The organism is Phytoamicus setariae, from assembly GCF_016722925.1.
In the GTDB taxonomy this organism is placed as follows: Bacteria; Pseudomonadota; Alphaproteobacteria; order Rhizobiales; family Rhizobiaceae; genus Rhizobium_E; species Rhizobium_E setariae.
The window spans coordinates 352,813-376,312 of the sequence record NZ_JAEQNC010000005.1; the positions used below are offsets into that span (position 1 = coordinate 352,813).

The window sequence follows — 23,500 nt, forward strand, 5'->3', positions numbered from 1 at the left end:
CGGGTGCACGGATCATTCAGTCGTCTTTCTTGACGATGAAGCTCCAATAGGCATCCGGGCCGGCGGGCACATTGAAGGTCACATCCGCAATGGTAACCTTGGAATAGCCTGCACGCTTGAGAAGCTGTTGCCACATGGACTTGCCGAGCACCGAATAGTGGTTCGGATTGGTCTGATGGCGGCTCGCCGTATCCGGGGCCGGCACTTCCATATAGAGCACGCCGCCCGGCTTCAGCACCCGATAGGTCTCGGCCAGCGAGAAAAGCGGAAAAACACTGTGCTCGAGCACATGGCGGCACCAGACCAAGTCGAAGCTTTCATCGGCGAATTCGAGGAACGACAGGTCCATTTCCACCGCGTTGAATCCCTGCTGACGGCAGATATTCACATCCTCGCCGATGGCGATACCGATGGCATCCAGATTGTCGGCAGCGAAATGCTTCAGCGCAACGCCCTGCCCGCAACCGACATCGAGCACCTTGGCACCAGCGGGGATCGGATAGGTTTCCTTGACGCGCTGCCAGACAGATGCGGTGATCTGGTCATGAAGAGTCGAAGTATATTCAGGATAAACGTCAGACCATAGACCCTTCAGGAACTTGTCGAAGCGGGCATACTTCTCTTCGAGAGACCTGTATTCGGGCTCGATTTGAAATACGTTATCGTTGCGCAAGGCATGTGCAGCCATTCTGTTCCACCCCGGAATGTTGAATTCGAGAATCCTCGACGCAAACCTAGGTAAACATGGTAAATTTTCGATTAATCCACCTGCCGTTCACCTCAGTCCTTTGGACAGGCTCCACTTATACCGAACAATACCGTGCGGCGTCGGGGGATCGCAAGAACATCAACGATATCAATAGCTAGTTAAACCATCAGGCCGGGCAGCTGCGGGCTGTCGTTGCCGAATGTCGCTCAACAATGGCGCCATCGGCGCTGCGGCCCGATATCCACGTGAACGATGCCGTTGCAATAGGTGCCGATGCCACCGATGCCGGGCGCCGATTGCGCAGCCGCGACGATTTTGCCGACGGACACACCCGGGACTCTGATATCAGCCGCCAGACATTTGAGGTGATAGGAACCGCGCCGCGCTTTCTGTCGGCTTCCTGATGTCACCAACGGGCGCTTGCCGGTTCGTGCGGCGATATGGGCGAGGACACCCCTGAGCTTGGCTGGAAAGCAGCCGGAATTGACCCGCGGCGTCTGGACGGCGTAGGCGAGAATGACGCGAGCTTTTTCATTTCGATGAAAGGCTTTCTTCCTGGATCCGGCCTGCGCCTCGGTGCTGAAGAAACTGGACAGCGTGAGCAGGCTCGCGAGCGCCACGATAAAGGCATTTCGCATAACACCTCTCCTTTTTTACTTCATTGGCGAGCTGACGGAAGGCCGGCGCGCTGGAAAGGGCAAAGAATTCCTAAAAGCGGCATTTTTGAGGATTTTTTTGCTCAGCACTAGAGTCGAGGTTCATCTCTTTGGCGGAAGCTGGGTAATCCGCCTACTCTCGCCTACTCCATCGGGCTATTTTGACCGGTGGCTAAGCCATTCGGAGTACTAAATTCCGCGGCAGGGAACCGCGAGGCTTCTGAAGCATTAAAGAATGCCGGCGCTGAGTGATTTCCTGCGCAGGCGCGGTGCCGATGCCATTATCCACCCGCATCATCGCATCGTGTTTTCCAGCTATCCTGCGAGGAACGTATGGCCCAGTCCGACACGGAAGAAACGGTCATTGCCGCGAAACCCGTCGATTTCTCCAAGCGGATCTCGCGCTACCTCGCCGGTATCTTCCTGTTGCTGCTTGTCTATGGGCTGTACATCGGGCGCGATTTCCTGACGCCGGTAATTCTGGCTTTCCTGCTCGCACTGACACTGACGCCAATCGTCCGCTTCCTGTCAAAGTGGGCCGTGCCGCCCGCGCTGTCCGCCACAATTCTGATTGTCGTCTCCGCAGGAGCGATCACCATCCTCGCATATGTGACAAGCGGCCCGGTCAGCCAGTTGGTCGCTGACGCCCCGCAAATCAGCGCCAAGCTGCAAGAGCGCATCCATTCCATCCGGAGGACGGTAGACAAGGCCGTGGAAGCGACCTCCCAAATCGACAGCGCCACGGAAACGATCACTGACGGCAATGTGCAAAAAGTGGTTGTGGCCCAGCCCGGAATCTTGTCCCGTGCCGCCGGCAGCCTTCTTTCCATCGGCACGACACTGGCAATCACGCTCGTCCTGTCACTGTTTCTGCTGTCTTCAGGAACGTTGTTCTACGAAAAACTCATCCAGAGCTTCAGCCTAATGAGCGACAAGAAGCGTGCGCTGCGGGTGGTCTACAGCGTGGAGCGGGAGATCTCCCGTTACCTCTTCACGATTACCCTCATCAATGCCGGCCTCGGCATTGCGGTCGGCGGTGGCCTCTGGCTGCTCGGCATACCGAATGCCATGGTCTGGGGCGTGGCCGCCGCAGTGCTGAATTTCCTGCCCTATGTCGGCGCGCTGGCGACCATCGTCCTTGTCGCGATCATCTCGCTCGTGACCTTCGAGAATATCGTCTTCAGCCTGCTCGCGCCTGCCTTCGTGCTCTGTTGCAACATTGTGGAAGGCCAGTTCGTTACACCGTTGCTGCTCGGTCGCAGACTGGAACTCAATCCCGTCGCCGTCTTCCTGTCGATTTCATTCTGGTCGTGGATATGGGGCTTTGTCGGAGCTCTGCTGGCGGTACCGCTTCTCGTGGTCATCAAGGTCGTCTGCGACCATTTCGAAACGCTCAAGCCTTTTGGCAACTTCCTCTCGGCGCAGCAACCGTCCAAGGTTCCAGCGGAAGAATAACCACGCCGAGAATCCCCCTTGATTGAACATACGGCGGCGTGCATAAGCGCCGACGTTAGCAACATGGGCCGTTGGCCCTGGGGCCCTCCACAAGCCTAATCGAGGACATGATGAGCGAATTCAACAAACTGGTATTCTCCGGCGTTCAGCCGACAGGCAATCTCCATCTCGGCAACTATCTTGGCGCGATCCGCAAGTTCGTCGCCCTGCAGGAAGGCAACGACTGCATCTATTGCGTCGTCGACCTGCATGCGATCACGGCGCAGCTTGTGCACGAGGATCTGCGCGGGCAGATCCGTTCGATCGCCGCCGCCTTCATCGCCTCCGGCATCGATCCGGAAAAACACATCGTTTTCAACCAGTCGGCCGTGCCGCAGCACGCCGAGTTGGCTTGGGTTTTCAATTGCGTCGCCCGCATCGGCTGGATGAACCGCATGACCCAGTTCAAGGACAAGGCCGGCAAGGACCGCGAGAACGCCTCGCTCGGTCTGCTCGCCTACCCCTCGCTGATGGCAGCCGACATTCTGATCTATCGCGGCACGCACGTTCCAGTCGGTGACGACCAGAAGCAGCATCTCGAGCTTGCCCGCGACATCGCCATGAAGTTCAATCTCGACTATCAGGACAATATCCGCACGTCAGGCCTCGGCACCGATATTGTCGTCGGTGAAGAACCAGTGCACGCCTTCTTCCCGATGGTCGAACCCTTGATCGATGGCCCCGCGCCACGCGTCATGAGCCTTCGCGACGGCACCAAGAAAATGTCGAAGTCCGATCCGTCCGATCTGTCGCGCATCAATCTGATGGATGACGAGGACGCCATCTCCAAGAAGATCCGCAAGGCCAAGACTGACCCGGACGGCTTGCCGAGCGAGACTGAAGGCCTGAAAGGTCGGCCCGAGGCCGATAACCTCGTCGGAATCTATGCCGCGCTCGCCGACAAGTCCAAGACAGAGGTCCTTGCCGAATTCGGAGGCCAGCAGTTCTCGGTGTTCAAGCCGGCACTCGTCGATCTCGCCGTCAACGTTCTTTCGCCGATCACCGGTGAAATGCGTCGCCTGATGGAGGATACCAGCCACATTGATGCGATCCTCAAAAAGGGCGGCGAACGGGCTCGTGTTCGTGCGGAAAAAACCATGAACGAAGTGCGCGACATCATCGGTTTTCTGCGATAAGAATTCGGATATTGCAGAAAAAGGTAAGCGGCCGATGGTATCCAAGAGGCAATCGCGACTGGAAGGTCATCGCCGTAAATTCATGGCGGTGATCGACAATACGCCCGAATGCGGTCGCGCCGTGCACTATGCCGGAATGCGCGCGAAAAATTCGGGCGGCGGCCTCGTTCTGATCTATGTTGTTTCCGACGACGACTTCAATCAATGGATCGGCGTTGGTGACATCATGCGTGCCGAAGCGCGCGAAGAAGCCGAAGCGATCATGGCGAAGGTCGCCCAGGAAGTTCGCGAAGCCATTGGTGCCGAGCCCGAACTGGTCATCCGCGAGGGAAAACCGGCGGAACAGATTCTCCAACTGATCGAGGAGGATCGCGATATCGCCATCCTCGTTCTGGCGGCGAGCTCCGCCAAAGAGGGCCCCGGTCCGCTGGTATCGTCCATTGCCGGCCGGGGCGCAGCCTTCCCGATACCGGTAACAATCGTTCCGGAAACGCTCAGCGACGAAGACATCGACGCACTAAGCTGAGGAAGCACGATGATGCAGGTTGTTGATACATTCATCCTGGTCGCCGACGATACCAAGGCACTGCAGTCGCGCAGACCGCCTGACCGGCCGGACGCACCGACACTGGCCAAGCTGCAATACGATCTGCTGACCGCAGAACCCTACCGCTACAACCTGATGGACTTCCTGTTCGAGATCCATTGCCGCAAACAGCGGCTCGGCGACGATGAGCGGCAGGAGATCCGCGATGAGTTTTACGCGCGGGGGCATGCCTGCATGCGGGCATCGCCACTGACCAAAACCTATGGGTTCGGCGCTCATTACGACCAGCAAGGCAGGATCGCTATCTATCCGATGGAATCGGATCACTACCGAAAGCTTGCCAGCCAGCCGGGGCTGAAGGTGGAAAAGGCAATGCGCAACAGCCGCCAGAGCGCACTGGCAACTGCGTAATTCCTGAGTTTCAACCACTTGTTTTCTTTGCGGCAACGCATCATATCGCTTGCAGCAGGAACGCAAACCGCCTATTTTGTTTGGAATAATTCTAAAATCCGCGGCCTTGACCCGCTGGACCGATGGAGAAACCGATGTTCATTCAGACTGAAGCCACGCCCAATCCGCAATCGCTGAAATTCCTGCCCGGCAAGGTCGTGCTTGACAGCGGCACCGCGGATTTCCGTTCCGCCGAGGATGCGGCAGAGTCCCCGCTGGCTGAACGCTTGTTTGCCATTCGCGGCGTGACCGGCGTTTACTTCGGCTACGATTTCGTCACTGTCAGCAAGGACGACTCCGATTGGCAGCACTTGAAGCCGGCGATCCTTGGCGCAATCATGGAGCACTACATGTCGGGCGCCCCGATCATGGGGACCGCCAAGGATGCGGCAGATGCCGATCAGCAGGGCGAGTTTTTCGACGAAGGCGACATCAACATCGTCAACACCATCAAGGAACTGCTGGAATCGCGCGTTCGTCCGGCCGTGGCCCAGGACGGCGGCGACATCACCTTCCGAGGCTTCCGCGATGGCAAGGTCTATCTCAACATGAAGGGCTCCTGTGCTGGTTGCCCGTCGTCGACCGCCACCCTCAAGCATGGTGTGCAGAACCTTCTGCGCCACTTCGTTCCGGAAGTGCAGGAAGTGGAAGCCGTCTGATCTCGCATGCGACTTCTCGTCATCGATACATCTGGCCCCGAATGCGCCGCAGGTGTCTACGATACCGAGCGCGGCGACGTGGTTTCATTCCGTTCGGAGACGATCGGTAAAGGCCACGCCGAAATCCTGCCCGGCATGATCGAAGCGACCATGGCCGAAAGCGGCTTGGCGTTTGCAGACCTCGAACGCATTGCTGTCACTATCGGGCCGGGTTCCTTCACCGGCATCCGGGTGGGCGTGGCGCTCGCCCGCGGGCTGGGGCTGGCGCTTCAGATCCCCGTTGTCGGTGTGACGACGCTGGAAGTCGTGGCGGAGGGACGACTTGCCGCCCGCGACAAGCCGGTTTTCGCAGCAATCGATGCCCGGCGCGACGAGCTCTACGGACAGTTGTTCGACACCGACGGGACTGCGATCACTGAGGCCTCCGCTTACCACTATGATGAATTGCGTGCGCTGGCGCACGCAAAAGGCGCTGCTGTCGAAGGCTCGGGAGCGGCGGTTCTCGCCGGCGCGCCATCGCCTCAGCTTGATGCCTTCCCGCTTGCCACCATCGGCAGGATTGCCGCACGCCTGCCGAAAAGTCGCAAGGCTCAGCCACTTTACATCCGGGGCGCGGATGCGCGGCCGCAGACGGGTTTTGCTGTCCCGCACGCGTGATTCTCTCAGGAAATGTAGAGTTTTCTCAATCTTTTCGGTCGATTATGCTATAAAATTGCTTGTTGGGATGGAAATACAATGAATCCGGTAACGCTGCTCGAAAGTCTGTTCGCTCGCAAGGCGGAGTTCGATGTCTTTCCCGCCGGCGCCGACGATTGCCTGGACTTCTCCATCCTGCATGGCGAACGGTTCTTTCGCCGATGGGGCGATGGCGAGTTTCACTCCTTGATGACACAATCGAACGTCTTCGGCTTTTCAGCCCGCATCACCAGCGGCAATCCGGCCTCTCTGGGCGGTTTTGTCCTGGCCCGGGAGGTCGCAGGCGAAGCCGAAATCCTGACCATTGCCGTGTCCGGCAAGTATCCGCGCAGGGGCCTCGGCTGGCGCCTGATGTTGGCAGCGATTCGCGAAACCAAGGCGCGCGGCGGGGAAACGATGTTTCTGGAGGTCGATGAAGGCAATGCGGCGGCCATCGGCCTCTACCGGAAACTTGGCTTCAAGCAGGTTGCCGAGCGCAAGGGCTACTTTGCTGGTCCGACCGGCGAGAAAGCCACGGCGCTTGTCATGCGGCTTGATCTCCGCTAGTTCGTCAGATCTATTGAATTGACGTCCAAAGGAATGACCGGAATGGCGGATATTACCCGCACGCTCGAGGAGCTTTGCGCCGAACGCGGCCTGAGGATGACCGACCAGCGTCGCGTGATCGCGCGTATCCTGCAGGAATCCACCGATCACCCAGATGTCGAAGAGCTCTATCGTCGCTCCTCCGAGGTCGATTCGAAGATTTCCATCGCCACGGTGTATCGCACCGTAAAGCTGTTCGAGGACGCCGGCATCATCGAGCGCCACGATTTCCGCGAAGGTCGCTCGCGCTACGAGACCGTACCGGACGAGCACCACGATCATCTGATCGACCTCAAGAGCGGACAGGTCATCGAGTTCCACTCCGCCGAGATCGAGGCGCTACAGGAAAAGATCGCCCGCGAGCACGGCTTCAAGCTCGTCGATCACCGCCTGGAACTCTACGGGATTCCACTTTCACGAGACGACAAGCAGTGATGCAATGATCGCGTCTGCGCGGATCATACTGGCGATCATTTTCGTTGCGATCGTAACGCTGGCACTCCTGCCATTCCACCTCGCCTTCCTGGCACTGAAACATCGCTGGCGCAACCGGTTGCCACGCTACTGGCACAAGGCGGCACTCCTTGCGCTCGGCGTTCATGTCAGAACGCATGGGACGCCCGGCATCGGCAGGCCGTTGCTGATCGTCGCCAATCATTCGTCATGGCTCGATATCCTGGCGCTCGCCTCCGTCGCCGATGTTGCCTATGTCGCCAAGGCCGAGGTGCACAACTGGCCTGTGTTCGGGCTGCTTGCGCGACTGCAGCGCTCTATCTTCATCGAGCGGCAGCAGCGCAGCCGCACGCAACAGCAGACCAATGAGATGGCCGATCGACTGAATGCCGGCGAGATCGTGGTGCTGTTTCCCGAGGGCACAACATCGGACGGAAACCGGCTTCTGCTGATCAAGTCCTCCCTGTTCGGCGCCGCAACGGCAGCGGCTGTGGCGGCCGATGCCGGTGTTGTCCACGTACAGCCGGTGGCCATCGCCTATACAAGGATCCACGGCATGCCGATGGGGCACTACCACCGGCCGATCGCTGCCTGGCCGGGCGACGTCGAGTTGCTTCCGCACCTCCTGGGCGTGCTCAAAGAGGGTGCGCTGGATGTCGAGATCGCCTTTGGCGCACCTGTCGCCGCAACGCCCACCTCAAGTCGCAAGGAATTGGCGTCAGTTGCCGTCGAGGAAATCCGCCAGATGATGGAGACCATGCTGAGGGGACGCCATCATTGAATTGCAGGCCAACATGCTCTAAAGAGCCGGGCATGGACCAGATTGCACCCAACAAAGACATCGAACAGCGCCCGAACTCCAAGAAGGTTTTCGTCAAGACCTATGGCTGCCAGATGAATGTCTACGACTCCCAGCGCATGACAGATGCGCTGTCGGAGAGCGGCTATGAATCGACCGACACTGTCGACGATGCCGACCTGGTGCTGATCAACACCTGCCACATCAGGGAAAAGGCCGCCGAAAAGGTCTACTCGCAGCTCGGCCGCCTGCAGAAGATGAAGAAGGCCCGTGCCGCCAACGGCCGCGAGTTGATGGTGGGGGTCGCCGGTTGCGTCGCTCAGGCCGAAGGTGCCGAGATCGCCCGGCGCGCGCCGGTCGTCGACGTGATCATCGGACCGACAACCTATCACCGTCTGCCCGAGGCTATTGCCCGTGCACGTGGCGGCGAACGTGTGATCGAGACGGAATACGCCGTCGAAGACAAGTTCGAGTATCTGCCGCAGATCAACCGCGAAAAGACGCTTGCGCGCGGCGTGTCCGCGTTCCTGACCGTGCAGGAAGGCTGCGACAAGTTCTGCACCTTCTGCGTGGTACCGTATACGCGCGGCTCGGAAGTCTCTCGCCCGGTTGCCCAGATCCTGACGGAAGCGCACCGTCTGGTCGAAGCCGGCGTCCGCGAAATCACCCTGCTCGGTCAGAACGTCAATGCCTGGCACGGCGAAGGCCCCGACGGCCGTTCCTGGAGCCTCGGCGACCTGCTCTATCATCTGGCTGAAATTCCCGGGATCGCCCGGCTTCGCTATACGACCAGCCATCCTCGCGACATGGATGAGACGCTGATCAATGCGCACCGCGACCTTCGCAAGCTGATGCCTTACCTGCACCTGCCGGTACAGGCGGGATCGGATCGCATTCTAAAGGCCATGAACCGACGTCACACCGCCGCCGACTATATGGCGCTGATCGATCGCATCCGGAACGTGCGGCCCGACATCGCGTTGTCCGGCGACTTCATCACCGGCTTTCCCGGCGAAACCGACGAGGATTTCGAAGCCACGATGCGCTTGGTCGAAGAAGTTCGGTATGCCCAGGCTTTCTCGTTCAAATATTCGGCCCGACCGGGCACCCCGGGCGCCGAATTGAAGGACCACGTGCCTGAGGATGTGAAGGCTGAGCGGCTCGAGCGACTCCAGGCACTACTATTCCGTCAGCAGACGGAGTTCCAGCAATCCTTGGTGGGGCAGACCACCGATGTTCTTGTTGAAAAGCCCGGCCGTTTCGCCGATCAGGTCGTAGGTCGTTCCCCTTGGCTGCTGCCTGTGATAATTGATGCAAAAGACATAAAAATCGGTGACATTATACAGGCACGAATCAGCAAGACCGGGACCAATAGTCTCCACGCGGAAATCGCATGACAGACCTACCGGTCGATCAACAGGAGCAGGATGGTTTGAACAGACCCGAGTTGATGCCTTCGCATGAGCGCCAGCCAACCCGGACTCCGGCAGACGCCAATCACTTCGTTCTAACCTTTGAGAACAACCGGCTCGCCAGCGAGCTTTTTGGCCAGTTCGACCAGAATCTCAAGCTCATCGAGGACCGGCTCAACATTGATGCGCGTGCGCGCGGCAATACCGTATCGATAACCGGCGACGTCGCAGCCACCAATCTTGCCCGGAGAACGCTGGATTACCTCTACGACCGCCTGCAAAAAGGCAGCCCCATCGAAACCTCCGATGTCGAGGGCGCGATCCGTATGGCGCAAGCCGCTGACGACCAGCTCGTCTTTCCCGCGCTCGAAAGGAAAGCCAAGCTTTCGATGGGCCAGATCTCCACCCGCAAGAAGACCATTGTCGCACGCACGCCCACCCAGGATACCTATATGCGGGCCATGGAACGGTCCGAACTTGTGTTCGGAGTGGGGCCGGCAGGCACCGGCAAGACCTATCTTGCCGTAGCGCATGCCGCCCAGCTTCTGGAACGGGGGGCCGTTGACCGGATCATCCTGTCCCGTCCCGCCGTCGAAGCAGGCGAGCGGCTCGGCTTTCTGCCCGGCGACATGAAGGAGAAGGTCGATCCCTATCTCCGTCCACTCTATGATGCGCTTTACGACATGATGCCCGGCGACAAGGTCGAACGCGCCATCGCCGCAGGGGTCATCGAAATCGCGCCTCTGGCATTCATGCGCGGCCGCACGCTGGGCAATGCCGCTGTTATTCTCGACGAAGCGCAAAACACCACCGCGATGCAGATGAAAATGTTCCTGACCCGCCTTGGCGAGAATGGCCGCATGATCATCACCGGTGACCCCAGCCAGGTGGACCTGCCGCGCGGCACCAAATCCGGGCTTGTGGAAGCGTTGCACATCCTCAACGGCGTCGAGGGAATTACCGTCGTCCGCTTCAGGGACGTGGACGTCGTACGCCATCCTTTGGTGGCCCGCATCGTCCGTGCCTATGACGCCGAAGGCGCGAGCGACAACCGCCACGATGCCTGACAAGACTGAAATGCTGGATATCCAGCTCGGCGTCGAAGCCGGACAATGGCCCAGTGAGGACGCGCTCACCGATTTCTCAAAGCGCGTTCTCGAAAATGCCGCGACTTTTCTCGCAACGAGCGAGAAGCAACCCTTCCTCAAACAGCCGGTTGAAATTTCTCTGGTCTTCACCGATGATGAAGATATAAGAGGCATCAACGCGGAATGGCGTGGGCAGGACAAGCCGACGAACGTGTTGTCTTTCCCTGCTTTTCCGCTGACTCCCGGTGGCAAACCGGGTCCCATGCTGGGTGATATCATTCTTGCCGAGGAAACTTTGCGCCGCGAGGCACTTGACCTTGGCAAGTCATTTGATGATCATCTGACACATCTGCTGGTGCACGGCTTCCTGCACCTGTTCGGCTACGATCATATGACGGACGAGGAAGCTGAGGTCATGGAAGGTCTGGAAATCCGCATCCTAGCGGAACTCGGCCTCGAAAATCCCTACGGGGACGATGACGAAATGACAGTTTGAGGCAATGAACGAATTTTCCACACGGCCGCACGAAGCGGCAAACGAGGCTTCGGCGCACAAGAGTGCCGATGACGGCGGCAATTCACCCAAAGGTGAGAGTACCACCGCGCCCAGACAATCGTTCTGGGCAAAGGTGGCGCGGTTGCTCCGGCCTCAGAATGCGTCCAGCCTGCGCGAGGATCTCGCCGATGTGCTGGCAACCGAGGAAAGTGCCTCGATCGGCTTTTCTCCGGTCGAACGCTCGATGCTCAACAACATCCTCCGGTTCCGCGAAGTCCGCGTCGAGGACGTGATGGTGCCGCGCGCCGAAATCGAGGCGGTCGACCAGGACACCAGAATCGGCGAACTGATGCTGCTGTTCTATGACACCGGCCGCTCGCGCATGCCCGTTTACTCCGAAACGCTGGACGATCCCAGAGGCATGGTGCACATCCGCGACCTTCTGGGCTACATGATCAAGGAAGGGCGTAACAAGCGCAAGACGGCTTCCAAGCCTGCTGCAGCGTCCGTGGACGGCGCAGCTTCGTCGCCGACCCCGAAGCCATCGGCAAGAGGCGCAAAACCGTTCGATCTTTCACGGGTCAATCCAGACACGACAATCGCCGAAGCCGGCATCATCCGCCCGGTGCTTTTCGTGCCGCCATCGATGCTGGCCTCGGAACTGATGGCCAAGATGCAGGCCGAGCGCACCCAGATGGCGCTGGTGATCGATGAATACGGCGGGACCGACGGCCTTGCCTCGCTCGAGGATATCGTCGAGATGCTGGTCGGCGATATCGAAGACGAGCACGATGACGAAGAGGCAATGTTCACCCGTCAGTCGGACGACGTCTTCGTCGCCGATGCGCGTGTGGATCTCGAAGAAATTTCAGCCGCGATCGGCCCCGATTTCGACGTGTCTGGCCAGGTCAACGAGGTGGATACCCTGGGCGGCCTGATCTTCGCCGAGCTTGGCCGCATCCCTGCCCGCGGAGAAGTGGTGCAGGCCGTACCCGGCTTCGAATTTCATGTGCTGGATGCCGATGCGCGGCGTATCAAGAAAGTCAGGATCGCCCGCAAGCGGGCGCCTGCGCGCCGGAGGCAGATCCGCGAGGATGGCGAACCGGAAAACGACGCAACCACGCTGCCTGAGAACGACAAGGGGTCAGATATCTAGCTGCGTTGGCCTCTCAGCCTACATCAGCCCCACGCTCTTGTAGGCTTCCTCGATACGGCCCTTGCCCCACTTCTTGGTCTCCGACACCTCGGCGCCGAACAGCGAGCGCGTCTTTGCGTCGGAGGCGATATCGACACCCTCGCCTGACGCGACCTTGCGGATGGTTGCACCGCTCCTGACTTCCACCAGCCCGTGTTCGACAAACACGGCAAAATTGCCCCGGCTACGGCCGGTGAAGAATTTTGTCCCGCGCACGCCGATCTGGCCAAATGTCGTCCGGATCGTCAGGTCGATCTTCGGTGTACCCTCGGGACGGTCGAAAACCATATCCCCCGACACCAGCTCGAGCGTCCCGCCCTGTTCGGCGAGGAAACTGTCGAGCAACACCTCGGTGTTCGAACCCATGGTGATTTTTGTGTCTGAGCCCAGGACTACGGAGGCGAAGCTGCGGTCTCCGGTAGACAGAAGATCGTTGTTGGACAGCGGCGCGCCAGTCTTTATGCGTGTTTCCACGTTGTTCTGAACCTTGGACACGGCTCCCTGGGCCTCGAGCACCTTGCCGATCATCTCTTCGGCAAAAGCAGACAAGCCCGGAGAGAGTACAAGTGCACCCGCGAGCCCGAGCGTCTGCCGGCGCGTCAAACCCTTATTGATATAGAATACCTTGTCATGCATGGCAGAGCCTCCTGAAAGCCTTTGGCAAAAGTCTATTCCAACTGATGCGCATTTGAAAGACGCCGGCCACAACCGCCTCGCCTCAAGCACCGGCCAATATGAACGCGTAATTGCGCCTTGCAAGTTCCTCCGGGAACAGTCGGCTGCATCGTCGAACCTGCCGGAGACCCCAGGCCTGCATGCCCACATCCCCAAAAGACCTCCGGATCGGAACCGCACCGGTTGCTATCGCGGAATATTTATATCCTTACAACAACTTGCCGTGCCCCTGCTGAACTTTCTTCACAATTGGCAGCAGGTTTCGAAATTGGCTGAACTTCAGCTCCTGTTTGCGGATTTCCTTGACCGCCCAATCGCGTGAAACCTCTTCTAAGCGAAACTCCGTTCCGACCGCGGCCTGTGCCAGTTTCCACAGGTCGGTTGGAATGACGTGGCCTATCTTCGGATAACCACCACAAGTATTGGCCTCGGCAAGCTGAATCACCGGCTGACCTGATGGCGGCACCTGTACCGTGCCCGGCATGATGCCATGCGAGAAGAGCTCGAGCTTCCGCACGAGAGCAAGGCCCGGTCCGTCGAGCCGGACGCCCTGCCGGTTGTTTTCCTTCGATACCACGAACGGCGAGCCAAAAAGCGCCTGCCTGGCGTCTTCGGTGAAGGCGTTGAACTCCGCCCCTTGCATGATATGAAGCACATTGCCGGCTGCCTCCATATCGCGAAACTCCGAAGGATCGACCCCATGGCTACCAGTATGGCCGCCGCCCTCCGAGCCAGCTCCCAGTTGCAACCGATCGCCGCGCTTCAGCGCCCGACCCTGACAGCCGCCGAAGCCGCTCTTTAGATCGGTCGACCGCGAACCCAAAACCTCAGGCACAACGATGCCGCCTGAAAACGCCACCACCGCGCGCGCACCACGGGTCGGCGGATCGATGCGAAGCTCGTCGCCTGCCTCCGCATCGCCTGCCCACCATGGCGGCAAGACCTTGCCACCATTCAGCGCCGCATTGCAGATTGCACCGGTCACCGCGAAACGCCCCGCCTGAAGAAACCGCAAACGGAACGGAAAAATAGTCACTTCGATCCCAGCTGCATCGTCAGCATTGCCTAAGAGAAGGTTTGCAATACGCAAGGCGGGCGCGTCCATCATCCCGCCCATGCCGATGCCTTGATCGAGGTATCCCGGGCGGCCTAGGTCCTGCACGGAGTTCATCAGGCCAGATGTCAGGATCTCAATCATTGCGACAGCTCCGGAACGAACCGGATGCGATCGCCGGGCTTGAAGTAGGCAGGCCGCGCCCGATGCGGGTCGAAGAGGTCCAAGGACGTGCGGCCGAGGATATGCCAGCCGGACGGTGCGGTCACCGGCATGATACCCGCTTGCGTGCCGCCAATGATCACGGACCCCTTCGGCACCCCGTTACGCGGATTGGCGAGGCGGGGTGCGGCCAGTACGGGATCGAGGCCCGAGAGATAGACGAAGCCGGGCATGGCCCCCACAGCCGCCACCGAATAGAGTGGCGCTGTATGACGCCGGATGATTTCCTCAACCGGCATGGCCTTTGCCAAGGCAAAATCGGCCAGATCGATACCGTCCTCACCGCCGTAGATCACCGGCACATCGACAATCCGGCCGGGTGGGAGTTGCAGGTCGGCTTCTTCCCAAAGACCGCGGATCGCTTGTGAAAGCGCCATGTCATCGGCCACGAGCGGATCGAAGACGACCATCAAATTGTTCATGCCGGGAACGGTTTCGAGAACGCCGCTAAACCGTGACAAGTCCGCTGCGACGCGCCAGACCTTTTCCTGAACTGCATCGCTGAACGTCGATTCTGCCGCATCCAGCAGCAGAGCTCCGGGGCCCTCATGGGAAAGAACATAGTCGTGCGACCGTGACACCATGCTTCATCCAGCTGTCGATTGAGGCCAGTTGATTATCAGACTGGGGCGATTGCATACCGCCAGTACAAAATAATCTCCTATCGCCCTGTCGCGCAATTGTGGCGCCACACCAATATTCTGTATAACCGCTTCATATTGCGGAGGAACAAGACATGGCGACGGAACGCACCGGGCTGGTTGTGGATCTCAACTCCGATATGGGCGAAGGCTTCGGCGCCTGGAGAATGGGCGACGACAGTGCCATGCTCGACATTGTCAGCTCGGCCAACGTAGCCTGCGGCATGCATGCCGGCGACCCGGAAGTAATGGCCAATACATTTGCCAAGGCACAGGAAAAGGGCGTTTCGGTTGGCGCCCATCCCGGCTACCCCGATCTCTGGGGCTTCGGACGGCGCAATATTCCTTTCACCATGGGCGAGACAGAGCGGCTGATCGCCTACCAAATCGGCGCAGCCGAAGCGATGGCGACCTATGCGGGCCACAAGATTACCCATGTGAAACTGCACGGCGCACTCGGCAATCTCGGCCAGCAGAACAGGGACGTCGCGCTCGCCGCCTGCCGCGCCATCAAGGCTGTCAATCCAAATCTCGTATGCCTGACCATCGCTCTGGGCGAGATGGAGAAGATCGCGCCCGACATGGGGCTCGAAATCCGTTCCGAGATATTTGCCGACCGCGCCTATACCGATGACGGCTATCTGGTCGATCGCAAGCTGCCGGGCGCCGTGATCCATGAACCCGTAGAAATCGCTCGAAGGATCCTGTCGATGCTGCGGAATGGCGCCATCGAAAGCGTCAGCGGCAAGAAGCTGCCGACACCGATCCATTCCATCTGCGTCCACTCCGACACTCCGTCGGCAGTCGATATTGCCCGGCGGTTGCGTGTCGCACTGGAAACCGCCGGTATCACAATCCGGCCGTTTGCCGCAGCATGAGGAAGTGACCATGGATTTCGCGCTGATCGAACGGTTGATGCGAATGCTGGAATCGTCCAGCCTGAGCGAACTCGATGTGAGCGAGGCAGGCTTGCGGGTCCGGCTGGCAAAACAGACGAGCGATGCGACGACGAACATGGTGTCGCCAGCCGAAACCCTCGAGCAAGCTGCCAATGACGTTGCCCCGTCGACAGATCAGACTCTCTGCGCAGGCATCGCCGGCACCTTCTACCGGTCACCGGCACCGGGAGCAGACCCGTTCGTCACTATCGGCCAAAACGTTCGTGAAGGCGATCAGCTCGCCATAATCGAGGCGATGAAGATGCTGAACCCAGTCGAAGCCGACCGGGATGGGACGATTGTCGCGATCCGTGTCGAGGATGGCGGCTCGGTCGAACCGGGAACGCAGCTTTTCGACATCGAGCCGGATTGAAATGACGATGGCGGATGAGAATCGATTGCTGCGTCTTATGGCACGTCACGGCATCGCCGAGTTCGACTATGCGGATGCGTCGGCCAGCATCGCGCTTGTGCTCGACCAGAAAATTCCACTGCATCCGGTAATCACTTGCCCTCAGGCCGGCGTATTTCTGAGCCGACACCCGCTCGATCGCAGCACCCCCGTATTTCCTCGCGCAGTGCGTAGAGGCGAACCCGTCGGCTACCTGAAAATCGGGCCTATCCTGCTGCCGATCCTTGCCGTTTCAGATGGAATCCTACCCGCGCCGATTGTCGAAAGCGGAAAAATTGTCGGCTATGGCACCACGCTTTTTTGAACGAAAATGCAACCTGGAAACGAGAAGACCGTCATGGCCGGAGGGCAGCGCCATGACGGTCTCATTTAAGGCGAACAAAGATAAGGGGCGTCCTTGCTCGCGTTCCGGGTCGGCGGGGGACTTGCCAGATCCCGGAGAAAGGTAGCCAAAGGGGCACCGGCTACCGATAAACAGCATCTGGCGATGCAAATGTGGCTTTTCAATGAAGGGCCCACCTGCAGGTGAATTTAAATTTCCTAATGTAGGAATTTGTTATTCAAGGCCCTTCATCGCGAAGTGGCATCATGCGTCCAGCGCATTAAAGACCCTGACAATCAGGACGAAACGTTGATCGATCCGTTCGAAACCGTCAGCTGCAAAGCCCGTTCGCCGAGCGCTTCAAAAAGGTGCCGGTCGGTGCCGGTCATGAAGGCCTGCCCGCCAAGCTGGTCTATGAGATCGAAGAGCGAGGCCCTGCGTCGCATATCGAAATGGGCGGCGATTTCATCGAGCAACAGGATGGGCGCAGCGCCTGTCAGGTTGGCGGTCAATTGCGCATGGGCAAGCACCAGGCCCGTCAGCAACGCCTTCTGTTCGCCGGTGGAACAAAGGCCGGCTTCGATCTTCTTGTCCCGGTGCAGGACATTCAGGTCCGTCCTGTGAGGCCCCTCTAGCGTACGGCCGGCCGCCTGGTCACGATAGCGTCCCTGCTGCAGAAGCTCGATATATTGATCCTCCAGGTCGAGCGCAGGCAATCCCTCCATTCCATCCAGAAACCCCGTCAATGACAGGTCGGCGGACGGAAATGCCGAGCCCGATCCGTCGCGATCGGCCAAATGGGCAAGCAGGGAAACAAGTTCGCTGCGCGCCATCTTCATGGCCACGCCGAGACCAGCCATCTGTTTTTCGATCGCACCGATCCAGTCCGCGTCGTAGCGCCCTTCCTCGAGAAGCTTGTTGCGCATCTTCATGCTGCGCTCGAAATCCGAGGCGCGACGGCCATGGGTGGGGTCGAGCGACAGGACAAGCCTGTCGATGAAGCGTCGTCTGTCCGATGCCCCGCCGGTGAACAACCCATCCATGGCCGGTGTCAGCCACAGGATACGCAGGTGATCGAGCAACTCGTCGGCCGACTTAGCGTCTGTTGCGTTGATCCGCACCCGGCGCGATGCTGTTTCCGAACCAGGCAACAGCCCGGTGCCGATCTCGACAGTGCCATCCATGCCGTCGACCTCGGCAAAAATCGAAAAGCCGGCATCCGCGCCCTGCTTGCCGACATCCGCGTAGACCGCACGGCGCAGGCCACGCCCCGGCGAAAAGAAAGAAATTGCCTCCAGCAGATTCGTCTTGCCCGCACCGTTCTCGCCCGTCAGCACAACATGACGGCCGTCGAGATTGAGCGAGGCATGGTCGTAGTTGCGGAATGCGCTGAGGGTCAGACGGTTTATGGTGACTTTCTGGGGCATAAAGGCTGGACGGACTTTCCGGACTTGTTGGGTCGGCTCTTAAGAGAATCGTCCGGATTGCATAGCATCTCCTGAAGGAAATCGGAAAACGACGTCTGCCGAAAGACGTGCAAAACACGGAACTCTATCAGCATGGCACTGAAATGCCGGAGCCAATGCAATTTTGGCGGCCCGCCCGAGCATATACCCGATTGACACCTGAGGCCCGGCCCAGTCTGAACCTAGCGACCGCCGATCGTCGCGACCCAGGCACGGGCGATGGCGAGGCCCGTCGCATCGGCTTCAGCGCCATGCTTTTCGGCATGATCGGGATAATCCGCAAGCCAGCCGGGTGCGGTTCTTTCGATCGTCGCGGCAAATCCCGATTTCCACGCGGCCACCACCTCCTGGTTTGCCTCGAAGTGAAATTGCGTGCCGTAGGAGGCGCGGCCAATCCGGAAGCACTGATTGGGCGTGGCACTGTTTGAAGCAAGCAGCACCGCGCCCTCCGGCAGCGTGAACGTATCGCTGTGCCACTGGAAGATCGGAAAACCGGTAGCAATACCGCCGAGCACAGGGTCGCTTTTTGCTGTTTCGTTAACTTCGATCAAATGCCAACCGAACTCCGGCGCCGCGCCGAGCAGATTCTTCGCACCATAGGCGCGCGCCAGAACCTGACTTCCGAGACAAATGCCGAGCACGGATTTGTCCGCTTCGCCGAAATCGCGCATCAATGTTGCAAGGGCAGGCAGATACGGATGGATATGATCATCCATGGCGCTCTGTTCGCCGCCGAAGACCACGATCGCATCGTGCTCATCCGGCCCATCCGGCAATGCTTCGCCTTCATAGGGCTTGCGGACATCGATTTCCGCACCGGCTTCCCCCAGTGCCACCCCGACCTGGCCGTGGTCGGTGGCACCGAAATTCTCTACAATCAGAACCCGCATGCAACTGGCTTTCCGTTGGTGATTCCCCTGGCTCAGGTTACGGTTTCCTTCGCCGATTCCAAGCGCCCGGCAGGAATTTTTGGTGTCCCTCTGGCAGAAAGTCGGAGAGACCCATAATATCGCAAGCGCATAACCGGAGCCTGCCCGCCCCCATGACCAAGAGATCCAGCCGCCTCGACGATGCCGCACGCGCGGGATGGCTCTATTACGTGGCAGGAAATACCCAGGACCAGATCGCTTCGAAACTCGGCGTTAGCAGGCAGACCGCGCAGCGTCTTGTGTCGCTGGCCCGTTCCGAAGGGCTGGTGCGGGTGCAGATCGACCATCCGATCGCCAACTGCCTCGAACTCTCCAATCGCCTGCGCGAACGCTTCGAGCTGAAATTCGTCGACGTGGTCCCCACCGATCCGGGCTCCGACTCGACAATTACCGGCGTTGCCGAATCGGCAAGCGCGGAACTGGAGCGCTGGCTGCGCCGCGAGGAACCTGTCCTGATTGCCGTCGGCACGGGCCGAACGCTGAAGGCAGCGGTGGAACTGCTGCCACGCATGGATTGCCGCCAGCATAAGGTCGTGTCACTGACCGGCAATATCGCCCCGGACGGCTCCGCCGCCTTCTACAACGTCGTCTTTACCATGTCGGACTCGGTCAATGTCCGGTCCTTCCCGATGCCGCTTCCGGTCATCGCCTCCTCGGCGGGCGAACGCGAGATGCTGCATGCCCAGGCCATGGTGCGGCCGACGCTGGAACTCGCCAAGAAGGCCGATGTCACCTTTGTCGGCATCGGCGATTTTTCCGACGACGCGCCGCTGTTCGTCGACGGCTTCATCACCAAATCGGAACTGACCGCGCTGCAGAATGCCGGCGCCGCCGGCGAGATCGTTGGATGGTCTTTCGATGCCGCCGGCCGAATGCTCGAGGGACTGACCAACGGCCGGGTGGCGTCCGCTCCCATCCCGCCTCGCGACCGCTCGCTGGTCATCGCCGCCGCCAAGGGCCCGCGCAAGCTTGCCGGCATCCGCGGCGCAATCCGCGGCGGGCTGATCAACGGTCTGATAACCGACGAAGAGACAGCGGAAAAGCTGCTTTCCGCGGCCGCCTGATATCTAGGCTATTTCCTATACTTAGCGCCTGACAGTGGCTTCCAGCCCCTGTCCGCGGCATTCCGTTGTTCCCCTGTTTCACCGCGCAATCGCCCCTGCCCTGCAGTCCATTGCTGCGGCGCAAAAACGATTCCTGCTTGACAGATTGCAACGACAGGCGAATAAATGCCCAAGAGCATAGCATTTGCTCATTTTTCTTCTGGGAGGAAGATCATGACATTGAGAACGATTTTGCTGGGTGCATGCTCGGCAATCGCCATGTTCGGCATGGCAAGCGCCGAAACGATAACGATCGCGACCGTCAACAATAGTGACATGGTCCGCATGCAGAAGCTGACCGATGACTTCACCACCAAGAATCCCGATATTCAGCTGGAATGGGTCACCCTGGAAGAAAACGTGCTGCGCGAACGCGTCACGACCGACATCGCCACCAAGGGCGGCCAGTATGACGTCATGACGATCGGCACCTATGAAGCTCCGATCTGGGCCAAGCAGGGCTGGCTTCTGCCGCTCGACAAGCTCGGCGCCGACTATGACGTCGATGACATTCTGCCGGCTATCCGCGGCGGCCTGTCCATGGACGGCAAGCTGTTTGCCGCACCCTTCTATGGCGAAAGCTCCATGGTGATGTACCGCAAGGACCTCATGGAAAAAGCCGGGCTGACCATGCCGGATGCCCCGACGTGGGAGTTCATCGGCGAAGCCGCCCGCAAGATGACCGACCGCAGTGCCGGCATCAACGGCGTCTGCCTGCGCGGCAAGGCCGGCTGGGGTGAGAACATGGCCTTCCTCACTGCCATGTCGAACTCCTTCGGTGCGCGCTGGTTCGATGAAAAATGGATGCCGCAGTTCGACCAGCCGGAATGGAAGAACACGCTCGATACCTATGTGAAACTGATGAACGATGCCGGCCCGCAGGGTGCTTCGTCCAACGGTTTCAACGAGAATCTGGCGCTGTTCCAGCAGGGCAAATGCGGCATGTGGATCGATGCCACGGTGGCCGCCTCAGTCGTGTCCAACCCGAAGGATTCGACGGTGGCCGACAAGGTCGGCTATGCGCTGGCGCCCGACACCGGCCTGGGCAAGCGCGGCAACTGGCTCTGGGCCTGGTCGCTCGCCATTCCGGCTGGCACGCAGAAAGCAGCGAGTGCGGAGAAGTTCGTCGCCTGGGCAACCGGCAAGGGCTATCTCGATCTCGTCGCCGCCAAGGAAGGTTGGGCCAACGTTCCTCCGGGTACGCGCACCTCGCTCTACAACAACCCGGAATACCAGAAGGCAGCTCCCTTCGCGAAGATGACGCTCGCCAGCATCAACTCCGCCGATCCGACAAAGCCGTCCGTCAAGCCGGTTCCCTATGTCGGCGTGCAGTTCGTGGCGATCCCGGAATTCCAGGGCCTCGGCACGACAGTCGGGCAGCTCTTCTCAGCAGCTCTGGCCGGCCAGATGAGCGTCGACGACGCACTGGCCCAGGCCCAGCAGGTATCCGTGCGCGAGATGACCCGCGCCGGCTACATAAAGTAAGGCTCCCAAGGCCAACTTGGCTGCCCGGCCTGGTCCGGGCAGCCCTTCCCGCCGACTTTCGAGCATGCGCCTAAAAATACGCTGGTGCGCTGGCCTGCCTTTGGCGGGACGCGCTCGCCCAGCATCAGGGGGAGGAGCAATTCAATGGCAACACAACAGACGCGAACACTGGCCCGCTTCATGATGGCGCCATCGGTTGGCCTGCTTCTGATCTGGATGATCGTACCACTGGCGATGACGCTGTGGTTCTCGTTTCAGAACTACAACCTCCTCAATCCGGCCAATGTCAGCTTCGCCGGCCTCTTCAACTACAAGTTCTTCTACACCGATCCGGCCTTTTTCCAGTCCATCTGGAACACGCTGGTCATCGTCGTCGGCGTTCTGTTCATCACAGTGATCGGCGGTATCGCCATCGCGCTGCTGCTCGACCAGCCGATGTGGGGACAGGGCATCGTGCGGATCATGATCATCTCGCCCTTCTTCGTCATGCCGCCGGTTGCGGCGCTGGTGTGGAAGAACATGATCATGCACCCACAATATGGCGTGCTTGCCGATATCAACCGTGCGCTCGGCCTCAACCCGGTTGACTGGTTCGGTCAGTACCCGCTGCTTTCGATCATCATCATTGTCTCCTGGCAGTGGCTGCCGTTCGCCACCCTGATCCTTCTGACCGCACTGCAATCGCTTGATGGCGAGCAAAAGGAAGCCGCCGAGATGGATGGCGCGGGCTTCGTTAACAGGTTCATCTACCTGACGGTGCCACATCTGGCGCGGTCGATCACCGTGGTGATCCTGATTCAGACGATCTTCCTGCTGAGCATCTATGCCGAGATCCTCGTCACCACCAATGGCGGCCCCGGCTATGCCTCCACCAACCTGCCCTTCCTGATCTACCGCACCGCGCTTCTCGGCTACGACATCGGCGGCGCTTCAGCCGGGGGCATCATCGCCGTCATCCTCGCCAACATCGTTGCCTTCTTCTTGATGCGCGCCGTTGGCAAGAACCTGGACAAATAGGGGGAAAACCATGGCCCGCGCCACCTCAGTCAGAAGGACTGCAGCCTTCACGATCGCCGCATGGATCATCGCACTCGTGATCTTTTTTCCGATCCTCTACACGATCATCACCAGCTTTAAGTCCGAAACCGAGGCGATCCAGGGCTTCAAACTGATCCCCTCGGGGACGTTCGAAAGCTATGTCGAGGTGCAGACCCAGAAGGATTACTTCAAACCCTTCATGAATTCAGTGATCCTGTCGGTCGGCTCGACGCTGCTGGCGCTGCTGATCTCGGTGCCGGCGGCCTGGTCGATGGCCTTTTCGCCGACCAAGAAGACCAAGGACATCCTGATGTGGATGCTCTCCACCAAGATGATGCCGGCGGTCGCCGTGCTTGTGCCGATATACCTGCTGTTTCGCGATTTCGGCCTGCTCGACAGCCGCATCGGCCTGATGGTGATGCTGACCTTGATCAACCTGCCGATCGTCGTCTGGATGCTCTACACGTATTTCCGCGAAATTCCGGGCGAGATCCTGGAAGCAGCGCGGATGGACGGCGCATCCCTCTGGGGCGAGATCGTCTACGTCCTGACCCCCATGGCCGTGCCGGGCATCGCCTCGACCATGTTGCTCAACATCATCCTTGCCTGGAACGAAGCATTCTGGACGATCCGTCTGACGACCACCAACGCCGCACCTCTAACGGCCTTCATCGCCTCGTTCTCGAGCCCACAGGGCCTGTTCTGGGCGAAATTGTCCGCGGCCTCGACGCTCGCGATCGCCCCGATCCTGATCATGGGGTGGTTCTCGCAGAAGCAGCTGGTGCGTGGCCTGACATTCGGCGCCGTCAAGTAATCAAGCGCCGACCGAGGTCGGACGGG

General features: G+C 59.6%; 27 protein-coding genes. 20 read left to right on the forward strand and 7 right to left on the reverse strand.

Going from position 1 to position 23,500, the window contains the following annotated elements:
- Positions 1-16: 16 nt before the first annotated feature.
- On the reverse strand, positions 17-688 hold the full coding sequence (locus tag JJB09_RS11515; RefSeq protein ID WP_201657739.1) for a class I SAM-dependent methyltransferase: 672 nt from the start codon (positions 686-688) through the stop codon (positions 17-19).
- 227 nt (positions 689-915) lie between these two features.
- Positions 916-1,347 (reverse strand): YcbK family protein, encoded by a 432-nt coding sequence (locus JJB09_RS11520; protein WP_201657741.1) that lies wholly within the window; start codon positions 1,345-1,347, stop codon positions 916-918.
- A gap of 351 nt (positions 1,348-1,698) precedes the next feature.
- On the opposite strand from JJB09_RS11520, the gene JJB09_RS11525 reads away from it, so the two are divergent.
- The 13 genes from JJB09_RS11525 (at position 1,699) to JJB09_RS11585 (ending at position 12,336) form a co-directional block, all read left to right on the forward strand.
- Positions 1,699-2,820, forward strand: coding sequence for an AI-2E family transporter (locus JJB09_RS11525; RefSeq protein WP_201657743.1), 1,122 nt, complete (start codon positions 1,699-1,701; stop codon positions 2,818-2,820).
- A gap of 110 nt (positions 2,821-2,930) precedes the next feature.
- Positions 2,931-3,995 carry a tryptophan--tRNA ligase gene (trpS, locus tag JJB09_RS11530; RefSeq protein ID WP_201657745.1) on the forward strand — a complete coding sequence of 355 codons (1,065 nt, stop codon included), beginning with the start codon at positions 2,931-2,933 and terminating at the stop codon, positions 3,993-3,995.
- Between the two features lie 34 nt (positions 3,996-4,029).
- Positions 4,030-4,521 carry a universal stress protein gene (locus tag JJB09_RS11535; protein ID WP_201657747.1) on the forward strand — a complete coding sequence of 164 codons (492 nt, stop codon included), beginning with the start codon at positions 4,030-4,032 and terminating at the stop codon, positions 4,519-4,521.
- Positions 4,522-4,530: 9 nt separating this feature from the next.
- Positions 4,531-4,953 (forward strand): DUF6157 family protein, encoded by a 423-nt coding sequence (locus JJB09_RS11540; protein WP_201657749.1) that lies wholly within the window; start codon positions 4,531-4,533, stop codon positions 4,951-4,953.
- A 134-nt stretch (positions 4,954-5,087) separates the two neighbouring features.
- Positions 5,088-5,651 carry a NifU family protein gene (locus tag JJB09_RS11545; RefSeq protein ID WP_201657752.1) on the forward strand — a complete coding sequence of 188 codons (564 nt, stop codon included), beginning with the start codon at positions 5,088-5,090 and terminating at the stop codon, positions 5,649-5,651.
- 6 nt (positions 5,652-5,657) lie between these two features.
- Positions 5,658-6,308, forward strand: a complete 651-nt coding sequence (gene tsaB, locus JJB09_RS11550) for a tRNA (adenosine(37)-N6)-threonylcarbamoyltransferase complex dimerization subunit type 1 TsaB (protein ID WP_201657755.1) — start codon at positions 5,658-5,660, stop codon at positions 6,306-6,308.
- A 93-nt stretch (positions 6,309-6,401) separates the two neighbouring features.
- On the forward strand, positions 6,402-6,893 hold the full coding sequence (locus JJB09_RS11555) for a GNAT family N-acetyltransferase (protein WP_425523715.1): 492 nt from the start codon (positions 6,402-6,404) through the stop codon (positions 6,891-6,893).
- A 42-nt stretch (positions 6,894-6,935) separates the two neighbouring features.
- Positions 6,936-7,367: a Fur family transcriptional regulator gene (locus JJB09_RS11560; RefSeq protein ID WP_201657761.1), complete on the forward strand. Its 432-nt coding sequence runs from the start codon at positions 6,936-6,938 to the stop codon at positions 7,365-7,367.
- A 4-nt stretch (positions 7,368-7,371) separates the two neighbouring features.
- Positions 7,372-8,166 carry a lyso-ornithine lipid O-acyltransferase gene (olsA, locus tag JJB09_RS11565; RefSeq protein ID WP_201657764.1) on the forward strand — a complete coding sequence of 265 codons (795 nt, stop codon included), beginning with the start codon at positions 7,372-7,374 and terminating at the stop codon, positions 8,164-8,166.
- Between the two features lie 32 nt (positions 8,167-8,198).
- A complete protein-coding gene (miaB, locus tag JJB09_RS11570; RefSeq protein ID WP_201657767.1) occupies positions 8,199-9,581 on the forward strand; it encodes a tRNA (N6-isopentenyl adenosine(37)-C2)-methylthiotransferase MiaB in 1,383 nt (460 codons plus the stop codon).
- Positions 9,582-9,616: 35 nt separating this feature from the next.
- The gene (locus JJB09_RS11575; protein ID WP_201657958.1) at positions 9,617-10,663 is read left to right on the forward strand and encodes a PhoH family protein; all 1,047 of its coding nucleotides are present in this window, start codon (positions 9,617-9,619) and stop codon (positions 10,661-10,663) included.
- A complete protein-coding gene (gene ybeY, locus JJB09_RS11580) occupies positions 10,656-11,180 on the forward strand; it encodes an rRNA maturation RNase YbeY (protein ID WP_246748673.1) in 525 nt (174 codons plus the stop codon). Before JJB09_RS11575 ends, ybeY begins: the two co-directional genes overlap by 8 nt.
- A gap of 4 nt (positions 11,181-11,184) precedes the next feature.
- Positions 11,185-12,336 (forward strand): hemolysin family protein, encoded by a 1,152-nt coding sequence (locus tag JJB09_RS11585; protein WP_201657770.1) that lies wholly within the window; start codon positions 11,185-11,187, stop codon positions 12,334-12,336.
- A gap of 18 nt (positions 12,337-12,354) precedes the next feature.
- Here the strand turns inward: JJB09_RS11585 and JJB09_RS11590 are convergent, their stop codons facing one another.
- From JJB09_RS11590 to pxpB, 3 genes are all read right to left on the reverse strand, one after another.
- Positions 12,355-13,011, reverse strand: a complete 657-nt coding sequence (locus JJB09_RS11590) for a FecR family protein (protein WP_201657772.1) — start codon at positions 13,009-13,011, stop codon at positions 12,355-12,357.
- 247 nt (positions 13,012-13,258) lie between these two features.
- Complete coding sequence (locus JJB09_RS11595; protein ID WP_201657775.1) at positions 13,259-14,248, reverse strand: 5-oxoprolinase subunit C family protein; 990 nt, start codon at positions 14,246-14,248, stop codon at positions 13,259-13,261.
- Positions 14,245-14,910 carry a 5-oxoprolinase subunit PxpB gene (gene pxpB, locus JJB09_RS11600; protein ID WP_201657778.1) on the reverse strand — a complete coding sequence of 222 codons (666 nt, stop codon included), beginning with the start codon at positions 14,908-14,910 and terminating at the stop codon, positions 14,245-14,247. Before pxpB ends, JJB09_RS11595 begins: the two co-directional genes overlap by 4 nt.
- 152 nt (positions 14,911-15,062) lie before the next feature.
- Here pxpB and JJB09_RS11605 point away from each other — a divergent pair, with 152 nt between their 5' ends.
- From JJB09_RS11605 to JJB09_RS11615, 3 genes are read left to right on the forward strand one after another with little or no spacing between them, the layout of a single operon-like run.
- Positions 15,063-15,845 carry a LamB/YcsF family protein gene (locus JJB09_RS11605; RefSeq protein ID WP_201657781.1) on the forward strand — a complete coding sequence of 261 codons (783 nt, stop codon included), beginning with the start codon at positions 15,063-15,065 and terminating at the stop codon, positions 15,843-15,845.
- A 10-nt stretch (positions 15,846-15,855) separates the two neighbouring features.
- Positions 15,856-16,278: an acetyl-CoA carboxylase biotin carboxyl carrier protein gene (locus JJB09_RS11610; RefSeq protein ID WP_201657784.1), complete on the forward strand. Its 423-nt coding sequence runs from the start codon at positions 15,856-15,858 to the stop codon at positions 16,276-16,278.
- A gap of 1 nt (position 16,279) precedes the next feature.
- Positions 16,280-16,621 (forward strand): hypothetical protein, encoded by a 342-nt coding sequence (locus tag JJB09_RS11615; protein WP_201657786.1) that lies wholly within the window; start codon positions 16,280-16,282, stop codon positions 16,619-16,621.
- A gap of 314 nt (positions 16,622-16,935) precedes the next feature.
- Here the strand turns inward: JJB09_RS11615 and recF are convergent, their stop codons facing one another.
- Complete coding sequence (gene recF, locus JJB09_RS11620) at positions 16,936-18,066, reverse strand: DNA replication/repair protein RecF (RefSeq protein ID WP_201657788.1); 1,131 nt, start codon at positions 18,064-18,066, stop codon at positions 16,936-16,938.
- Positions 18,067-18,287: 221 nt separating this feature from the next.
- Entirely contained in the window at positions 18,288-18,995 is a 708-nt protein-coding gene (locus tag JJB09_RS11625) for a type 1 glutamine amidotransferase (protein WP_201657791.1), read from the reverse strand.
- Between the two features lie 152 nt (positions 18,996-19,147).
- Here JJB09_RS11625 and JJB09_RS11630 point away from each other — a divergent pair, with 152 nt between their 5' ends.
- From JJB09_RS11630 to JJB09_RS11645, 4 genes are all read left to right on the forward strand, one after another.
- Positions 19,148-20,098 carry a sugar-binding transcriptional regulator gene (locus tag JJB09_RS11630; RefSeq protein WP_201657794.1) on the forward strand — a complete coding sequence of 317 codons (951 nt, stop codon included), beginning with the start codon at positions 19,148-19,150 and terminating at the stop codon, positions 20,096-20,098.
- 213 nt (positions 20,099-20,311) lie between these two features.
- Positions 20,312-21,622 carry an ABC transporter substrate-binding protein gene (locus JJB09_RS11635; RefSeq protein WP_201657797.1) on the forward strand — a complete coding sequence of 437 codons (1,311 nt, stop codon included), beginning with the start codon at positions 20,312-20,314 and terminating at the stop codon, positions 21,620-21,622.
- Positions 21,623-21,766: 144 nt separating this feature from the next.
- Positions 21,767-22,639: a carbohydrate ABC transporter permease gene (locus tag JJB09_RS11640; protein WP_201657800.1), complete on the forward strand. Its 873-nt coding sequence runs from the start codon at positions 21,767-21,769 to the stop codon at positions 22,637-22,639.
- A 10-nt stretch (positions 22,640-22,649) separates the two neighbouring features.
- Positions 22,650-23,474 carry a carbohydrate ABC transporter permease gene (locus JJB09_RS11645; RefSeq protein ID WP_201657803.1) on the forward strand — a complete coding sequence of 275 codons (825 nt, stop codon included), beginning with the start codon at positions 22,650-22,652 and terminating at the stop codon, positions 23,472-23,474.
- Positions 23,475-23,500: the final 26 nt, after the last annotated feature.

What these genes read in the sequence shown, in the direction of transcription:
- JJB09_RS11515 (WP_201657739.1), bottom strand. Translation starts at nt 688, where the DNA reads ATGGCTGCACATGCCTTGCGCAACGATAACGTATTTCAAATCGAGCCC.
- JJB09_RS11520 (WP_201657741.1), bottom strand. Translation starts at nt 1,347, where the DNA reads ATGCGAAATGCCTTTATCGTGGCGCTCGCGAGCCTGCTCACGCTGTCC.
- JJB09_RS11525 (WP_201657743.1), top strand. Translation starts at nt 1,699, where the DNA reads ATGGCCCAGTCCGACACGGAAGAAACGGTCATTGCCGCGAAACCCGTC.
- trpS (WP_201657745.1), top strand. Translation starts at nt 2,931, where the DNA reads ATGAGCGAATTCAACAAACTGGTATTCTCCGGCGTTCAGCCGACAGGC.
- JJB09_RS11535 (WP_201657747.1), top strand. Translation starts at nt 4,030, where the DNA reads ATGGTATCCAAGAGGCAATCGCGACTGGAAGGTCATCGCCGTAAATTC.
- JJB09_RS11540 (WP_201657749.1), top strand. Translation starts at nt 4,531, where the DNA reads ATGATGCAGGTTGTTGATACATTCATCCTGGTCGCCGACGATACCAAG.
- JJB09_RS11545 (WP_201657752.1), top strand. Translation starts at nt 5,088, where the DNA reads ATGTTCATTCAGACTGAAGCCACGCCCAATCCGCAATCGCTGAAATTC.
- tsaB (WP_201657755.1), top strand. Translation starts at nt 5,658, where the DNA reads ATGCGACTTCTCGTCATCGATACATCTGGCCCCGAATGCGCCGCAGGT.
- JJB09_RS11560 (WP_201657761.1), top strand. Translation starts at nt 6,936, where the DNA reads ATGGCGGATATTACCCGCACGCTCGAGGAGCTTTGCGCCGAACGCGGC.
- olsA (WP_201657764.1), top strand. Translation starts at nt 7,372, where the DNA reads ATGATCGCGTCTGCGCGGATCATACTGGCGATCATTTTCGTTGCGATC.
- miaB (WP_201657767.1), top strand. Translation starts at nt 8,199, where the DNA reads ATGGACCAGATTGCACCCAACAAAGACATCGAACAGCGCCCGAACTCC.
- ybeY (WP_246748673.1), top strand. Translation starts at nt 10,656, where the DNA reads ATGCCTGACAAGACTGAAATGCTGGATATCCAGCTCGGCGTCGAAGCC.
- JJB09_RS11585 (WP_201657770.1), top strand. Translation starts at nt 11,185, where the DNA reads ATGAACGAATTTTCCACACGGCCGCACGAAGCGGCAAACGAGGCTTCG.
- JJB09_RS11590 (WP_201657772.1), bottom strand. Translation starts at nt 13,011, where the DNA reads ATGCATGACAAGGTATTCTATATCAATAAGGGTTTGACGCGCCGGCAG.
- JJB09_RS11595 (WP_201657775.1), bottom strand. Translation starts at nt 14,248, where the DNA reads ATGATTGAGATCCTGACATCTGGCCTGATGAACTCCGTGCAGGACCTA.
- pxpB (WP_201657778.1), bottom strand. Translation starts at nt 14,910, where the DNA reads ATGGTGTCACGGTCGCACGACTATGTTCTTTCCCATGAGGGCCCCGGA.
- JJB09_RS11605 (WP_201657781.1), top strand. Translation starts at nt 15,063, where the DNA reads ATGGCGACGGAACGCACCGGGCTGGTTGTGGATCTCAACTCCGATATG.
- JJB09_RS11610 (WP_201657784.1), top strand. Translation starts at nt 15,856, where the DNA reads ATGGATTTCGCGCTGATCGAACGGTTGATGCGAATGCTGGAATCGTCC.
- JJB09_RS11615 (WP_201657786.1), top strand. Translation starts at nt 16,280, where the DNA reads ATGACGATGGCGGATGAGAATCGATTGCTGCGTCTTATGGCACGTCAC.
- recF (WP_201657788.1), bottom strand. Translation starts at nt 18,066, where the DNA reads ATGCCCCAGAAAGTCACCATAAACCGTCTGACCCTCAGCGCATTCCGC.
- JJB09_RS11625 (WP_201657791.1), bottom strand. Translation starts at nt 18,995, where the DNA reads ATGCGGGTTCTGATTGTAGAGAATTTCGGTGCCACCGACCACGGCCAG.
- JJB09_RS11630 (WP_201657794.1), top strand. Translation starts at nt 19,148, where the DNA reads ATGACCAAGAGATCCAGCCGCCTCGACGATGCCGCACGCGCGGGATGG.
- JJB09_RS11635 (WP_201657797.1), top strand. Translation starts at nt 20,312, where the DNA reads ATGACATTGAGAACGATTTTGCTGGGTGCATGCTCGGCAATCGCCATG.
- JJB09_RS11640 (WP_201657800.1), top strand. Translation starts at nt 21,767, where the DNA reads ATGGCAACACAACAGACGCGAACACTGGCCCGCTTCATGATGGCGCCA.
- JJB09_RS11645 (WP_201657803.1), top strand. Translation starts at nt 22,650, where the DNA reads ATGGCCCGCGCCACCTCAGTCAGAAGGACTGCAGCCTTCACGATCGCC.